The sequence below is a fragment of the Acetobacter pasteurianus genome (assembly GCF_009914215.2).
Classification (GTDB): domain Bacteria; phylum Pseudomonadota; class Alphaproteobacteria; order Acetobacterales; family Acetobacteraceae; genus Acetobacter; species Acetobacter pasteurianus.
Genome location: NZ_CP039846.2, coordinates 2,526,528 through 2,543,386, shown reverse-complemented (window position 1 = coordinate 2,543,386; position 16,859 = coordinate 2,526,528). Strand labels below are relative to the sequence as shown.

The following is a 16,859-nucleotide window of genomic DNA, read 5'->3' as shown; positions in this document are numbered from 1 at the left end:
ATGGCCTGCGGAGTTCTGGCACTCAAAGCGGATCAAACCAAAAGGTAAGAGGGTTTGCCCAGTATATATGTCAGCTAAAAGCTGACCGTCCTTATCAAGAACCGTATTCTACCATCACTTGCAAATCTGTTACCGATTACACACACTCCTCTTTCTCATGAAACATGAATAACTTTGTCATAATACGATAGAGAATTGTGTTATTGAGTGCACGAACATGGAAGATAGAGGGGAATTTTCGGTGGATACAGAGCAAAAACAGATTTCTGAAGACACCGATCATCCCTTGCCTATCGAAACACCATCTCTGCAAATCGCACTACAAGAAGCCGTAAATGCAAGCCTATGGGAAAATAGTGTTCCTATTCTGGAAGAGCTGGCCTTCGACAACACAACGGACATTGAATACCCTGCCGTAGAAATTACCATCAGCAGTGAACCTCCGTTTCTCACGCCACGTTCATGGATGTTGCAACAGGTGCGCCCCCAAGAACTGCGCGTGCTGAATGACCGTGACATCACACTTGATGGGGCATTGCTCTCTGCCCAAACTGAAGCTTCCAAAGCGGTAGTAACTGTAACTGCATGCGCTGGAGAGCAGGAGTTAACCAGAACCACCCGCGATGTGCGCGTATTGGCACGCAATGAATGGGGAGGCCTATGTGGTATTCCCGATATTCTTGCCGCATTTGTTTTACCGAATGATCCTGCAGTTGCCCGTATCTTACGCTCAGCCTCCGATATTTTACGGCAGGCAGGGCAAACCCCTTCGCTGGAAGGATATCAGGGCGATAAAGGCAGAGTATGGGCGCAGGCACAGGCAATCTGGTGTGCCATTTGTGGGCTGAACATCACCTATATCAACCCACCTGCATCGTTTGTGGAATATGGGCAACGCATCCGCCTACCCTCTCAGGTGTATGAAGAACGGCTGGCAACCTGTCTGGATACTACCGTTCTCTTTGCTGCTTGCCTTGAGGCCATCGGCCTGCGCCCCCTGATTGTTCTTACCAAAGGGCACGCCTTTGCTGGTTTCTGGCTTTCCCTACAGGATGCAGGTGCATCCGTTGTTCAGGATCTGCCGGGTATACGCAACCGACTGAAGCTTGATGATCTGCGCATTTTTGAAACAACGTTGGTAACGGCTGCGCGCAAACCCAGCTTTGCAACCGCTTGTGAGCGCGGAGAAGCCAATCTGCGTGATATCGGCGATGAAGATGAGGATACGTTCCGCGAAATTATTGATGTGCATCGCGCACGTCTCCGTCGCATTCGTCCGCTTTCCACGCCGGGTTTGCGCGCAGATACCGAGCTTGATGAAAACTCGGATGACACTTCCGAGCAGCCGATCTTTGAAGCCCCACCAACTCTGCGCGAGGAACGGGAGGAAGAACAGCTACCAGATCGCCCGGCAGATCGTGTTCAGCGCTGGTGCAATCGCCTTTTGGATATGTCGGCCCGCAACCGCCTGCTCAATTTGCCAAAGTCTGACCGTCAGCAGATTGAGATTAATTGCCCAGAGCCTGCAACGCTGGAGGATATGCTGGCAGGCATGCGCGCAGGCGGTAACCCCAAGCCTTTGCGCTTTATTTCTGCACCAGACCTGATGGATGAGGATGACCCTCGTAACAAAGCTCTTCATCAAGACCGCCATCAGGAGGATGCTGCACGCGCCTATGCCATAGAGGCGCTTGCACGGCGCGAGATTGTTGTCCCGCGCAAGAAAGAAAATCTCCAGAACGCCCTTATCGAGATTTATCGTCAGGCCAGATCAGCCGAGCAGGAAGGCGGCACAAACGTGCTCTTTCTGACCATAGGAGCCTTGGCGTGGACACCAGAAGACAAGAGCAAACCTTACCTTGCTCCGCTTATTCTTGTTCCGGTAATTCTGGAACGCGCCAGTATTAAATCCCCCTTTACGCTGCGGGCGCATAGTGATGAAACCCGCATAAACACAACATTGCTGGAAATGCTGCGTGCGGATTATGATATCCGTATTCCCCTGCTGGAACATGACAACCTCCCCGAAGATGAGTCTGGGTTGGATGTGCCCAAAATTATTGAAGCCTTTCGGCTTCACCTACGCCACATTCCGGGCTGGGAAGTGCGCGAACATGTGAGTTTGACCACATTAAGTTTCTCAAAGTTCTTGATGTGGAAAGACCTTCTTGAACGACGAGACAAGCTAGCCACCAATGATGTTGCAAGCCGTCTGTTAAATGGTGTTCAAGAACCCGCGCAGGATAATACCACACCTTCCGGTGAGTGTAGTGCTTCTCAGGACCTTGATACGGCCTTGGCTGAAGCCGATCTTGTCTGCCCGATGGAAGCTGATTCCTCACAGCTCAAAGCCGTGGCACGTGCGGCTGCGGGCGAAAACTTTGTGCTGATTGGTCCTCCCGGCACAGGTAAAAGCCAGACTATCGGCAACATTATTGCCAATACGCTTGCGCAAGGCCGCACCGTATTGTTTGTGGCCGAAAAGCGCACAGCGCTGGAAGTTGTACGTAATCGGCTGGAAAAGCTGGGTATTGCCGAATTCTGTCTGGATCTGTTCTCACCCAAAGCCAGTAAAATGGGTGTGCTCCAGCAATTTCAGACAGCCCAAGCCGCACTGGAAGATTTTCAGCAAGAAGAATACGCACATACAAAACAGGCACTTGATACGCTGCGGCATGAACTGAATGCTTATGTTCACGCACTCCATGCTCCACGCCGAAATGGCTGGACGCCCTACCGGGGTATTGGCATTACATTACGTGCACAGGAAGAAAAAATTGTACGCATCCCCCTAGTGTGGCGCGATGCTGATGCACATTCAAAAACAGATTACGACAATCTGGTACAGGCGGCCGAAGACTTGGCCACACTTTATGCCCGCATTGGCGATATTGTTGTATCACCCCAGCTAGCAGGGCTTGAGCAGACGGAATGGTCTCCACTATGGGAGGCTCGGTTGCTGGATACAGTCAATACAACGCTGGCAGCTTTGGGGGAACTCCGCAACGCGGCTCATGATGTGGTCAAGGCGCTTGCATTGGGGGCAGATAATTTATCATTTATCCGCCTTGGCCAGATTGATGCGCTATGCGCACATTTACTACAGCCCCATGCTGCAGGTTGGGCGTTTGGAGATGACGCGCAAGATATTTGCAGCCAAGCACTGGCAGAAAAAGATCAGGTTGCCAAACATCGCGCGCTTACTGAAGACCTGAACACACGTTGGAAAGAAAGCGTTGATACGCTTCCTGTATCTGACATTCTTGCTGAATGGCGCACGGCAAAAGAAAAATGGCTACTAGCCCGTTCTATGGGGCAAAAAGCCATTCGCAAACGGTTGAATGACCACGCTATAGCCATGCCGGAAGATTGCGAAAGCGATCTGGAAAAACTGGTGGAACGCCAGACCATTGCCAGCAGATTAAAAGAAGCGCCGCATAAAGCACATATTGGTGCCCTATGGCGCGGGCTTGAGACTGATTTTGACCAGATTAACCTTGTTTTTGAATGGGGCCAGCAAGCCAGAAATCACCTTGGCGGGTGTATGGCAGATACTGCCGCCCTTCTTTCAGCACGCACCCACTTCAAAACCTTATTGACCGAAGGGAAAGATCTGCTGGCACCAGGAGGTAGTGTTCATACTGCGCTGACACAGTATCGGGCCGCCTTCTCAGCACTGGAAGCAACCCTGAAAACGCTTACCGAATGCAGTGCCAGTAATATCAGCGTTCTGGTAAGCCCCAAAGCTCCTGATTGGCTTAACGAAATCAGCGAAAAACTACAAAGTTGGAAAAATTCTGCGCGTGAATTGCGAGACTGGTGCGCATGGCAACGCGCCTGCCATCATGCAGCACAACTGGGCTTAACACCTTTGGTGACGGCAATTGAGCAAGGCTTTGTTGCGCAGGAAGATGTTCTTTCTGTTTTTGAAGCAAATTATGCCCGTTGGTGGACCATGCACGCCGTCAGCGATTCCGCTCTGTTAAGCGGTTTTGTGGCTGCAACGCATGAAGGCCGTATCCTGCGTTTTCGTGAACTCGATGAAAAACTGAAAAACCTTGCCATAAGGTTGATACGCGCACGCTTGGCCGGAAAAATTCCGGGAGAAACCGAACGGCAGCATGATCCAGAATACAAGGTCTTAACCCGCGAAATTGCAAAAAAGACCCGTCATCTCCCGGTACGCCAGTTGGCAGGAAAAATGCCCAGCGCCCTGCGGACTTTAACGCCTTGCCTGATGATGAGCCCTCTTTCAGTGGCACAATATCTGCCTGCAGATGCAGAACCTTTTGATCTGGTGATTTTTGATGAAGCCTCCCAGATTGCAACATGGGATGCCATTGGCGCTATTGGCCGGGGAAAACAGGTTATTGTTGTGGGAGACCCCAAGCAACTTCCACCAACAGACTTCTTTATAGCAGGCAAAGCGGCTGACGATGTTGCAACATCCGATGAAATGACTGACCTTGATTCCATTCTGGATGAATGTCTTGGTGCGGGTATTCCCGCCATTAGTCTGGAATGGCATTACCGGAGCCGGCATGAAAGCCTGATCGCTTTCTCTAACCAGACATATTATAGCGGCAACCTCGTTACCTTCCCCTCACCTGTCACATCAGATCAGGCGGTATCATTCCGTTTCGTGCCTAAAGGTATTTACGAACCCGGGCGTAACGGATCCCATACCAACCCTGTAGAAGCACGTATGGTGGTTGCCGAGGCGGTAAAGATCATGCGTGATGGGCGGGAACGGTCTGTTGGCATTGTTACCTTTAATAGTGAACAGCAAAAACTGATTGTTGATTTGCTGGAAGCAGAAGTGCGCAAAGATCCAAGTCTTGAAAGATTTACAGGGGATGCGGCTCCAGAGCCTTTAGTTGTAAAAAACCTAGAAAACATTCAGGGGGAAGAGCGCGATGTCATGCTGTTCTCCCTGACTTATGGCCCGGATGTTGCTGGCAAGATTTCCATGAACTTCGGGCCGCTCAACCGGGAAGGTGGTGAACGACGCCTGAATGTTGCCATTACCCGCGCCCGAGAGCAGTTGATTGTGTTTGGATCGCTCCGTGGCGATCAGATTGCCATTGAGCGTACACGCGCCGCAGGTGTGCGTGATCTACGCCGCTTCCTGCTGTTTGCTGAACGCGGGGCAACTGCGCTGGCTGGTGCGCATGAAGGCTCCGTGGGCGGTTATGACAGCATATTTGAGGTTGAAGTAGCCACCATGCTGCGCGCCAAGGGATGGGACGTTACAACGCAAGTTGGCGTATCCGGCTTCCGTATTGATCTGGGCGTGGTCGACCCTGATCTGCCCACAACCTTTCTGGCCGGCATAGAGTGTGACGGAGCAACTTATCACCGAAGTGCCACAGCCCGTGATCGGGATAGATTGCGGCAAGCTGTGCTCGAAAACCTTGGTTGGAACATCCTGCGTATCTGGTCCACAGACTGGTGGACCAATGCACCACGTGAAGTGGAGCGGGTTGACCGTGCATTGAACGAATTTTTGGAAGAAACTCGCAAAAAGCGCGCTGAACAGGCAGGACATGATGCAGCAATGGCGGCTGCCAGCCTTAACGAAATCCCTCCCGAGATAGAGGAAGTTTCACCTCACCCTCTCAATGAGTCGCAGGAAGAGCCCAATCCACAGGCAGCACCATCCGAAGTGTTGGCAATATCTGCGCCACCAGCAGAACCTCTGTATGCCAAAGCACCTACTGAGGATGTTCTACCCACCGCTCCAAAACCGGTTATTGATTCCTCACGCTTTTATCAGGAAGATTATCTCCCCACTTTAGCGCAACTGATCTGCCAGATTGTGGATGAAGCAGGTGTTATACGTGAAGATGTGCTGATCCAGACTCTCTCGCGCGATCATGGCTTTGCACGAGTGGGTCGAGAGATACGTGAGCGTATTCAGAGTGCTGTTCTCTCCACACTTGGCCGCACGGAAGAAAGTGTTGGTGTATTTTTGTGGTCAGAACGGCTTCCTGTAACTTCACGCCTGCCTCTGGCTTCGTGCACATCAGAAAAGAACATAGATCCCGCCAAGGTGCCTCTCCCCGCTCTGGTGGACCTTGCCTGCCGCGCTATTGCGATCGACTGTTCTGATGATGAAGCCATTACGCGTATGCGTGATGCCTGCGGCATGAGCCGAATGGGGCAAGCCACACGCACACGCTTTGCCGAAGCTTTGCAAGCAGCACGTCAGATGAATGATAATCAAGGCGAAAGATTGCTCTGAAATATCTTTACCAACACAGTCATACCTAGATCACGCTCACGGGGTAGATGCGCCATCATGCCAGCCTTACCAGTGAGCGTGCTTCAACATTCTGGCCTGCTAGTATTGCGTGCAAGCTGCCATGCCTGCGCCGCATCACCAAAACCATTGTTGACACTGATAGCTATCCGACGATCAGACTGTTTCATAAGGTTCACATGCGTTTTTTCCGTGAATCAGAATTTCGCGTACCAATTTATATCTTTCTCAAGATAAAATTCTCTCATTGACATCCATATTCGCGTCCTAAATGTTATATTTCATTACCACCTCATAAAAATGGTGAAATATATATTCCATGTCGATTGATCTACACACCGCACACGATGCCATTGAGGCCGCTTCACATCTCAAGCAGCAGCTTGCCTCACGGGCAGCTCATCATGATCGCACTGGAATTTTTGCTCAGGAAAATATTGACGATCTGCGTCAGGCAGGGCTGCTATCTTTACGTATATCCACACCAGAGCGCCCTACCCCATTTACGCTAGGCGTGGTGCAGGACATTGTTGGGCAGATTGCTCAGGGTGATGCATCTACCGCGCTGGTTATGGTCAATCATTACATGGTCCGTGCTGCAATTGCCCACCATGAATTCGGATCTGGTGACATGCCCCGCTGGATAGAGGATACACAGCACGATAAGTTATTGAATATTCTGTTAGCGGAGCCAGATCTTGGTTCTGCATCTCAAGGTGGATTGTCCGGCACAGTTGCTACCCGCACAGCCACCGGATGGGTTTTGACGGGACGAAAAGCCTATGCAACAGGCATTCCCGGCCTGTCATGGCTTTTGGTGCGTGCGCGCACAGACGATAATCCTGCACAAGTTGGTACATTTCTTGTGCCCGCCAAAGCAGATGGTATCCGTGTTATTGAGAACTGGGACCACATAGGCATGCGTGCCAGTAACAGTCATGAAGTTACATTTACAGATGTTACCCTACCGCCTGATGCTGCGTTGGAACTCCATACTCCTGATGCACGACCATCAGGCCGCAATATCCTTATTGCATGGAATACGGGCCTATTGGGTGCCTTGTACAATGGCGTTGCAACCTCTGCGCTGGCATGGTTTTGCGAGTTCCTGAAAAGCCGTGTTCCATCCAATCTGGGAGCACCTCTGGCAACATTGCCTTCAATGCGTGATGCTGTGGGTGGATTTACCATTACCTTGCACATGAACGCCATGCTCCTGCGGCTTTACGCCACAGACGTTGATGCAGCACGCCCATCCGACGAACTGAAGGCACATGCGGCGGTTATAAAAACGCGTGTTGTTGATGCTGCGGCAGATTTTACATCAGCTTTACTCGGTTTGGCTGGTAATGCCGGGTTATCGGCCCATAACCCGTTAGAACGGGCGCATCGCGATGCGCTGTGTGGGCGCATTCATGCACCACATGCTGAATTACTTCGGCGTATTGCAGGCCAGCACGCTCTTTCATAAATTCACATCCCTTTCTTGCAAAAGAATAAAGCCATGACAACTGCGCGGCACAGCAAAATGGGAACGCTTTTTGTCATGGCTTATACCGTTCAATCATAGGCAGAAAGTGCATCCACCATCATTTAGGAATCGTGTGTATGAACAATAGAATCACTCATTTTCGATTTATCATTGCATATGGTTATGTTTTTTAAAATTCAATTCGAGCGGTAACCTTAAAGGAACGGCCCGGCTGAGTGTAATAGCGCTCGGAAAGAGAACTGGATGACTGCCCATAAGGCAGAGAAGCTGCATTATAATAAGCTTTATCAAAAATATTGTACATTCCGGCCTGAACACGCAGAGGCTTGTAAAATGATGGACTATACCAACCTGTCAGGTCGAAAATAACATAGCCCGGAGTTTTCCACTGGTTGGTTAATGTACCGGTAGAAGTCAGATACTTGGCATTGTCTCGGCCAGAAGCAAATGTGCCAGACAAATCAGTGCCCCATCGCTGTGTCTTATACCCAAATCCAATAATGCCACGAAAAGGTGCCACTGAGCTCAGGTGGAAGTTCCTGTCCTGATCACGCCCATCCGCATAAGCCAATGACCCCCATATATGCCAGTGATCATCAAATGCCCAGTTCCCGCTGGCTTCCACCCCATAAATACGTACGTGCGATAAATTGGTATAACCATAGCAGAGCATGTAGCCGGTACAACCGCTTATACCCATCATATCTATAAAGTTATGGTAGTGGTTATCGTAGAAGGAAAGTTTGGCACCTCGTTCTGAATTTCCATATTTCATACCAACTTCCCACCCTCGGCTACTTTCCGGCTTAAGGTCTGGGTTGCCAACAACCTGGTACACTGGCGGAGTACTGTAGTTCAGATATTCTTCAGTTGCAGAAGGCGCACGATATGCCTCGGCATACTGCCCATACAGAATAAGATCTTTGGCAACGCGTGCTTCTACCAGAATTTTGGGGGAGAAGTGAGACCCATGCGCCCCATGCGGTAGCCCCGCATAACCGGCATTAGCCATATAAGAAGCCGTGTTGTGCGTATCGCGCTGGAAATAATCAAACCGGAAACCCGGTGTAATATGTAGCCATTCACCCCGCCCAATGCCAATACGGTCTTGTACAATCGCTCCCATATCCGTACCATGCACTTTGGGCATATCCGAAAAGTTATCGTGAGTATAAGCGTTTGACAGAGCACGCTGGCCAGTTTGCGTCTGGTAAGTATCGGTCAGAAAAACTTCTCCACCATAGGTGAGCGCATGATGCAACGGACCGGTAAAAATGTTGTTTGTGGCTGAACCTGTTACACCATAGGATTCTACAGGCAAAGTGAGATGTTGGTGCACATAGGCCGTTGGTCTGGCCGGATCATTGTTTGTAATATCCGTATCGGTCTGAATACTTTGCCAATATGCCAGAAAATGCGCTTCACTAAACAGGGCAGTTGGGCTGCTTGCCTGATAATCATAGTTGGCAGATACGCGCGAACGCTGGTTCTCACTCCGCGTATGGTAGACATTGGTTGCCGTTGTTTCTGACGTTCTGGTTCGTTCATTATAATTTCGGTCAAACCATTCGCCTGTCAGGCCAATTCTGTGACCACCTGCAAAGTAGTGCCGGACCTTGCCCAAAAAACTACCCTGATCATATGAGGCAGGGTCTTTTGCGGTACGTGTTCGGCCATATCCGTAAGTATCACCGCGGTTGCCAGTTTCGCTCCCGTCCTGATACCCCCCCTGAAGCAAAAAGACCGTGTTTTTATAGCGTGCGGCAAACGCCTGATTCAGCAATGCTGCTTCGCTTGCCCCATTATAAGTAAGTTTGGTAAGCCCCCCAAATGTTTTGCCCGGCTTGAGCAGATCTTCCGGGTCTAACGTACGCAGGGCAATAACCCCACCTAACGCCCCTGTGCCAAAAAAACTGGAATCTGCGCTTTTAACAACGTCTATTGCGCCCAGGGAGTTGAAATCGAAATTGTTAACTCCCCCTTGTGCAGAATTGAAAGATCCAGCATAGGCACCATCATTTGCCCATGGCATACGCACACCATCTATGGTGGTGAGAATGCGGTTTTGGTCCAGACCACGGATGTTGATACTGGAATTACCATTACTATAGTTAACCGAGGCATCTACTCGGCGCGCGTAGTCTTCCAAACTATCTATCTGACGGTCACGGAATGTTTTGAGGGTTGTGGTCGTTGTCAGCACGCCGGCCTTACCCACCGCGCTATGATCTTGATCTGGGTTGAACTTCATGGAATCCAGAATATCCGTTGTTCCACTCACCTTTACCGGCCCCAAAATAACCATTTGGGGAGAAACTTTGCTCAGTTTACTGGCGTTTTTACGAGCATCTGCCTGTGTGGAAGTTTCTACCTTGGGAGAAACAGATTCCGTTGTGGCGGCAAAAACCGGTGTTACGCAAGCATATGCCAGAGCTGTTGTTGCCAGCATCCGGTAACGCATAACCCGGCAGAAAAGAGGCTGCGTTATCATTGTACATCCACATTGTTAATAATGAGAATCATTATTATTTTATGATGCATAACCCACATCTCGGCATCAAGCTCATTATTGCGTATGATTCTCATTTGCGTTAAATAAGTCACACATTCGCATCTCTCAGAATGCGTTTATGTCGTAAAGGCCAACAAAATGACCCAAACGTCCGCTCCCCTTTCGCTTTGCCTTAAAGAAGCAACTCAGACACTTCATGAGGATCTGGACAAAAGCATCATGGCGCATGGTCTGTTCTCCAGCGCCGATAAATACAAAAATTTTGTGCAGCTTCAGTATCTATTTCACCGGGATATCAATGATCTGTACAATCATGCCCAACTTGTAGAGATCATCCCCGATCTGACTTCCAGAAACCGCTTTGCACAAGTATGCCAAGATATGCGGGATCTTGACTTACCCCTTTCTAATGAAGGCCCTTCTATAAATATCCAAGATGCTTCTACAGCCATAGGTTGGCTATATGTTGCAGAAGGCTCCAAACTCGGTGCAAATTTTTTAATAAAACTTGTTGAAAAAATAGGATTTACCGAAAATTTTGGCGGGCGCCACCTAGCGGCAGATCTAGGCGGCCGAGGCCCATCCTGGAACGCATTCAAGAGTGCTATTGACCGCGCTGGCTTCGACCCAGTTTTGGCTACAGCCGGAGCTCAGGCTGGTTTTATGCGTGTCAAAAACTATATGACTGCCAGCATAGCAAACTGATTTTCTAAAAAAACAAAAATGACCTGAAATCCAAATGGTTTCAGGTCACTCAATCATTTCACATATAAGATATTATACTGTCACATCCTGCAAAACGCTAAACCCTTCAAACACTGGAGGCCCAGCAGTAAGCGCACGCCCCTGCCCCGCCCCCGCATGCGCCTGACGAAACTGCTCAGATTGTGTCCAGGCTACAAAGGCATCGTATGAATCCCACACAGTATGAGAAGCATAAAGCCTGAGCCCTTCCTTTTCTGGACCTTTAAGGAACTGAAAACTCACAAAACCTGGAACAGTTTTTAATAAAACCTCACGCTCCAGCCAACGCTTCTGAAAAGCATCTTCATTTTCCGGGGCGACCAAAAAGCGGTTCATGGCAATATATTGAGACATAGCCTGTTTCTTTCCTTCAACCATTATTGGCAAATTATATCATGTGGCAAAACGTAAGGCTTACCGGTACCTGCATGTATGCGCACACGCCCCTCTTCCAACCCAAATACACGGTTGGCTAACGCATTGGTTAAAACCTGTTCTGGCGACCCCTGCGCATAAATGGTTCCCTCGTGCATTACCACAATGCGGTCTGCACAGGCTGCGGCCCAATTCAGATCATGAATGACCAGCACAACTCCACCACCACCTGAGGCATGAGCACGCGCAAGGTTAAGCACCAAATGCTGCCGGGAGAGATCCTGAGCCGAAATTGGTTCATCCAGCAACAAAAATCCTGGTGCCCTGTCTGTGCCATGCACGGCTGCCTCTAACTGCATCAGCACCCGGGCGAGATGAACCCGCTGCTGTTCCCCTCCAGACAGCCCCATAACATCACGCTCAGCAAAAGCAGCCAAACCAACGCGCTCCAGTAACAGCCCGGCAAGCTCCAAACGGACTGAAGCGCTCATGAATGGGGCGGAAATCTGCCCTCCCATTGCCACCAACTCACTCAACGTAAACTGAGCCCGCAACGGAGAGTCCTGCATTAACATGGCCCGGCCAGCCGCCAGTTGGGCAGACGAAAGCGTGGTAATAGAAGCATCACCAAGCCATACATCGCCACTGGTTGCCCGCAACAAACCACTGGCAAGACGGAGCAATGTGCTTTTGCCGGCTCCATTTGGCCCCACAATGGCTGTCATCTGACCGGGCACAAAGTCCAGAGAGGCTCCCTGCACAATATCTTTGCCTCGAACGCGCCAACCTACATTTTGTAAGCAAAGCTTCATGCCAGTCTTTCCCTGTCGTGTGTACGCGTAAGGAGCCAGACAAAGAGTGGTGTGCCTAAAACTGCGGTTACAATTCCCACAGGCACATCTGCGGGCATAGCAATAATGCGCGCCAGCGTATCTGCCGCTATTAACAGGATTGCCCCCAACAAGGCACTGCCCGGCAGCACCAGCCGATGATCTGGCCCCGTAACCAAACGCACCAGATGGGGAACCACAACGCCTACAAACCCAATTGCTCCAACAAAGGAAACCGTAGGACCAACAGCGCAGGCAACCGAGAACATGGCACGCCGCTTAATACGCTCTACAGGATACCCCATAAGCCGTGCATCACTCTCCCCCAGTAACAGAGCGTTCAGAGGCAAAGCCAGACGCACCGTTACCCACGTGGCCACCAACAAAAATGGACATAACAGACCTATGCGCGACCATGTTGCCCCAGCAAAACTGCCCATTGTCCAAAATGTCAGATCACGTAATGCCGTATCATTCGCGCGGAAGATGAGGATGCCTGTCAACGCCCCAGAAAACGCGCTAAACGCCACGCCTGCCAACAAGATCATGCTGACAGATGTGGCGCCCCCGCGTGTTGCAAACATGTAAAGCAAACATGCCGCAACAAAACTACCCAGCATGCCTGCCACCGGAACAGCCCATGCCGTGCTCATAATTTCTGCCTGTAGCCCTGCCGCCCCTAAATTGAGCCATGCTCCACCCAGTACAATCATGCAGGCTGTGGCCAAAGCCGCCCCAGAGGACACACCAATCAACCCCGGATCTGCCAATGGGTTGCGGAAAAGCCCCTGCATAATGGCTCCGGCTACAGCCAGCGCAGCGCCCGTAAGTCCGGCCATAACAACACGAGGACCACGGATCTGGGTCAGCACAACCCGGTCTGCAAAGCTATCTGTCTGTTCCGCGCCACTCTGCCACAAAGCTGTAAGATGTATGGCTGTTGCCCCAACATTGAGGGAAACAGCCATAACCAATATCAGCAATGGCAACAAAGCGCATAGAAATAGAACGACATGCCGCCGCGCCATAATCATACAGGGTGGCTCACCGCCGCCATCATTCTGGCAAGTTCTAAAGCTGCCTGAGGTGTACGGGGGCCAAAGCCCAGAAACCGTTCACCCTCCATACTTACAAAGGCATTGTTGCGACCGGCTGGGGTAAGTTTGAAACCCGGGTCTGCCTGCAAAGCTGATCGAAGTGTTGTGGCAGTTTGATCCATAAGCAGAATAATATCAGGCCGAAGGGCGACCAGATTTTCCTGATCCACAATCTTGTAACCCTGCATATCAGCGCCAGCGTTAACGCCTCCGGCAAGGCTGATCATGGCATCTGCTGCCGTTCCTTTACCTGCGGCCATAGGTCGGTTGTTTGTTATGCGCATGACAAACAAGACGCGTGGCTTCACCGTATGCGCAGCACGCCATGCTTCCAGTTGTCGGAACTGCCCAGCAATGGTGCCACACAGTTGTTCCCCTTCCGCCTGAGCGCCAACAATATCAGCTAAAAAGCGGGTACGCTTTTCAATAGCTTCGGGAGATGGTGTGGCATCTACAAACACGACAGGAACACCCGATGCCACAAGCTGATCCATAGCTGCGGGTGGGCCCGCATCGTTCATTGCCAGCACAAGATCTGGGCGCAGGGACAAAACTCCCTCAGACGAAATAGCGCGCATGTAACCAAGATCTTTTTTCTCTTTTAGCGCTTGCTCAGGATATGTGGAGGTTTGGTCCACCGCCAAAATCGCACTTGATTTCCCCAGTGCATACAGTGTTTCGGTAATAGTACCGCCGATACTGGCTATTCTGGCAGCACTATGCACAGTCACACGTCGCCCTCGGCAATCTGTTACAATACGAGGCATTACTGCATTTGTCGTATCCTGAGCCAACCCGATACGCGGTATGTAGACTGAGGCCATTCCCAAAGCCAGCATACCTCCTAAAGATCGACGAGACAGCACGGGTATAGTCCTAACCTGATCACAATACCTTTTTGTTATTGATGGGTTTTTCATCAGGCTGCCTGCTCCTGTCCTATAACAGTGCGAAGCACCTCATAACTACTGAACGCACGTTTTTCGAGCGTTAAAGCCTCCCCCTGTCCGACACCTTTATGCGCGGCATGAAACAATTCCGATTTACGCCACGCTTCGTACGCCTCACGGGATGTCCAGACCGTTTGGGATGCATAGGCCACATAACCCGGAAAAACATTTCCCCGCATGAACTGGATCATTAAAAAACCTGAGGCGGTGTTCAACAGAACCTCCCGCTCAAGCCAACAGTTTTTAAACTCGGCTTCTTTTTCTGGCCGAACTTTAAAATGGTTCATGGCGATAAACATTGTTCCCTCCACACTACCAAATGCTTTCAGATCCAACATTTTTACAAATGCAGCGCGGCTGTGCGCACGAAATCTCACTCACCCTTTCATAAACGATAATGAGAATCAATATCATATTGTGCGTGAACTATGAGATATATGTAAGGCTTATGAAATTTTAGAATTTTTTTGAATGAAATCAGAATATTGCCCGTGGCAAACATCTACCCTGATTGGGTTAGATTCTATTTTTTTCTGGCTTTTTGCATGAAGGCATCCAGACCAGCATCCATGGCAAGTTGAAACGCTTCCAGTGTTTCAACGCCTACGTAATGCTCCAACCCTTCTGCATCAATTCGTGCGTTGCATGGGCTTACACCAAGAGCCAGAAGAAATGCTTCAACAATACGATGCCGTACGCGCACTTTTTCTGCCATTTCGCGCCCATCGGGTGTCAGAAAAATACCACGATATGGTTTGCGCGCGACCAAACCTTCATCGCTCAGGCGCACCAACATTTTGGCAACAGTTGGTTGCGAGACCCCTAACCGGGTTGCCAGATCAACCTGCCGGGCCTCCTGCCCTTCATCCAGAAGATCGGCAATCAGTTCCACATAATCTTCAATTATGGCGTGTTGCCGGGCTACACGGCTGATGCGAAACCCTTCTGAATGCGTTTGTGCATCGGGTAGCGTATCTGCCGTATCAAAACTTTGCTGCATTCTCACTTTCCAACACGTCCGTAAGGCTGCGTATGGCTCCATACCGCCAAGATTATTCCATGAAGCATAAAGTATTCCAAAAGGAATATTTTGCATCGGATATCATGCAAATGCACTGCAACCAAAAGTTTCCCTATGCTTTGTAATATAGCATGTTGCATATTTTAATCAGGTACAGTTTAGTCTGGATTTATGGTTCAAGACTCGCAAGCCCCTGCTCCTCCGTTGTCTTCCCCAAAAGCTGCATGGCGTTTTGCTAAAACGACAGAGGCAGGCAGCCAAAGTTTGCCGGAATCTTTTGCCAGTATTAAATTGCCGGCGGCCAATACATCGTGGTTCAAGCGCTTTATGGCTTTTGTCGGGCCGGGTTACATGGTTTCCGTGGGGTATATGGACCCCGGCAACTGGGCGACTGATTTACAAGGCGGTGCCCAGTTTGGGTATACGCTTCTTGCCGTCGTCATGTTTTCAAACCTGATGGCCATTCTGCTTCAGGCTCTCTCAGCCAGATTGGGTATTGCAACAGGCCGTGATCTGGCTCAGGCATGTCGAGATCATTTTCCACCAGCCATCAATATTGTTTTATGGCTGGCATGTGAGCTTGCCATTATTGCATGTGATCTGGCTGAGGTTATTGGTACAGCCGTAGCACTTCAGCTTTTGTTTGGTATTCCACTTTTGGGCGGTGCCATCATCTCGGTTCTTGATGCCTTTCTTGTGCTCTTTTTAATGAGCCGTGGTTTCCGATACCTGGAAGCGTTTGTTATTGCCTTGCTGAGCATTATTGCCATCTGTTTTGGTGTGCAGCTTGTGGCTGCGGCGCCACCTGTTGCTGACGTGCTGAAAGGCTTTATCCCCTCACCCGAAATCATGACCAATAGCCAGATGCTCTACATTGCAATTGGCATTATTGGCGCGACAGTCATGCCGCATAATCTGTATCTTCATTCATCTATCGTGCAGACCCGAGCGTTCGAGCACACAATAGCTGGCCGTAAAGAGGCTATTCGATGGGCTACATGGGATAGTACAATTGCCCTTGTGCTGGCATTGTTCATTAACGCCGCCATTCTGATTGTTGCTGCATCTGCTTTTCATACAACAGGCCATCAGAATGTTGCGGAAATTGAGGATGCCTACCGCCTGCTTTCTCCCGTTCTTGGGTTGGGTATTGCTTCTACCCTGTTTGCCGTTGCCCTTCTGGCAGCCGGAACCAACTCGACTGTTACCGGCACATTAGCGGGGCAAATTATTATGGAAGGCTTTTTGCGGTTAAAAATACCGCACTGGCTACAACGGCTCCTCACACGCAGCCTCGCCATTCTTCCTGTTATAGGAGTAACAGCCCTTTATGGTAACAAGGGTGTGGGAGAACTGCTGATGCTCAGCCAGGTTATCCTGTCCATGCAGCTCCCTTTTGCCGTTATCCCTTTAATTCTGTTTGTATCTGACCGCCAGAAAATGGGGGAACTTGTTATCTCTCGCAAAACGACCATTCTTGCTTGGAGTGTGGCTGCTCTTATTCTGGTTCTCAACTTTAAACTTTTATACGATACTATTTTGTAAAATCTCTCCACGTACTGCTATCTACAAAATC

General features: G+C 50.1%; 11 protein-coding genes. 4 read left to right on the top strand and 7 right to left on the bottom strand.

Translation table 11 applies throughout. From position 1 onward, the window contains the following. The first annotated feature begins 217 nt into the window (after positions 1 to 217). Both FCN51_RS25255 and FCN51_RS25250 read left to right on the top strand, forming a co-directional pair. A complete protein-coding gene (locus FCN51_RS25255) occupies positions 218 to 6,244 on the top strand; it encodes a DUF3320 domain-containing protein (RefSeq protein WP_310256669.1) in 6,027 nt (2,008 codons plus the stop codon). Between the two features lie 337 nt (positions 6,245 to 6,581). After that, positions 6,582 to 7,733: an acyl-CoA dehydrogenase family protein gene (locus tag FCN51_RS25250; RefSeq protein WP_310256668.1), complete on the top strand. Its 1,152-nt coding sequence runs from the start codon at positions 6,582 to 6,584 to the stop codon at positions 7,731 to 7,733. Between the two features lie 190 nt (positions 7,734 to 7,923). Here the strand turns inward: FCN51_RS25250 and FCN51_RS25245 are convergent, their stop codons facing one another. Next, entirely contained in the window at positions 7,924 to 10,245 is a 2,322-nt protein-coding gene (locus FCN51_RS25245; protein WP_310256666.1) for a TonB-dependent hemoglobin/transferrin/lactoferrin family receptor, read from the bottom strand. 159 nt (positions 10,246 to 10,404) lie between these two features. On the opposite strand from FCN51_RS25245, the gene FCN51_RS25240 reads away from it, so the two are divergent. Continuing rightward, positions 10,405 to 10,971: a biliverdin-producing heme oxygenase gene (locus tag FCN51_RS25240; RefSeq protein WP_310256664.1), complete on the top strand. Its 567-nt coding sequence runs from the start codon at positions 10,405 to 10,407 to the stop codon at positions 10,969 to 10,971. 72 nt (positions 10,972 to 11,043) lie between these two features. Here FCN51_RS25240 and FCN51_RS25235 read toward each other — a convergent pair whose 3' ends face one another. From FCN51_RS25235 to mntR, 6 genes are all read right to left on the bottom strand, one after another. Beyond that, entirely contained in the window at positions 11,044 to 11,364 is a 321-nt protein-coding gene (locus tag FCN51_RS25235; RefSeq protein ID WP_035365983.1) for an antibiotic biosynthesis monooxygenase family protein, read from the bottom strand. A gap of 23 nt (positions 11,365 to 11,387) precedes the next feature. Beyond that, positions 11,388 to 12,197 (bottom strand): ATP-binding cassette domain-containing protein, encoded by an 810-nt coding sequence (locus FCN51_RS25230; protein ID WP_124306092.1) that lies wholly within the window; start codon positions 12,195 to 12,197, stop codon positions 11,388 to 11,390. Further along, a complete protein-coding gene (locus FCN51_RS25225; RefSeq protein ID WP_310256656.1) occupies positions 12,194 to 13,249 on the bottom strand; it encodes a FecCD family ABC transporter permease in 1,056 nt (351 codons plus the stop codon). The genes FCN51_RS25230 and FCN51_RS25225 overlap by 4 nt, the downstream gene beginning before the upstream one ends. Then, on the bottom strand, positions 13,246 to 14,151 hold the full coding sequence (locus tag FCN51_RS25220; protein ID WP_374727187.1) for a heme/hemin ABC transporter substrate-binding protein: 906 nt from the start codon (positions 14,149 to 14,151) through the stop codon (positions 13,246 to 13,248). Before FCN51_RS25220 ends, FCN51_RS25225 begins: the two co-directional genes overlap by 4 nt. Positions 14,152 to 14,231: 80 nt before the next feature. Then, positions 14,232 to 14,600 (bottom strand): antibiotic biosynthesis monooxygenase family protein, encoded by a 369-nt coding sequence (locus tag FCN51_RS25215; protein WP_310256650.1) that lies wholly within the window; start codon positions 14,598 to 14,600, stop codon positions 14,232 to 14,234. Positions 14,601 to 14,785: 185 nt separating this feature from the next. After that, positions 14,786 to 15,262 carry a manganese-binding transcriptional regulator MntR gene (mntR, locus tag FCN51_RS25210; RefSeq protein WP_310256648.1) on the bottom strand — a complete coding sequence of 159 codons (477 nt, stop codon included), beginning with the start codon at positions 15,260 to 15,262 and terminating at the stop codon, positions 14,786 to 14,788. Positions 15,263 to 15,454: 192 nt separating this feature from the next. Between mntR and FCN51_RS25205 the strand changes: the two genes are divergently transcribed. Beyond that, positions 15,455 to 16,828 carry an Nramp family divalent metal transporter gene (locus FCN51_RS25205; protein ID WP_310256645.1) on the top strand — a complete coding sequence of 458 codons (1,374 nt, stop codon included), beginning with the start codon at positions 15,455 to 15,457 and terminating at the stop codon, positions 16,826 to 16,828. Positions 16,829 to 16,859 lie beyond the last annotated feature (31 nt).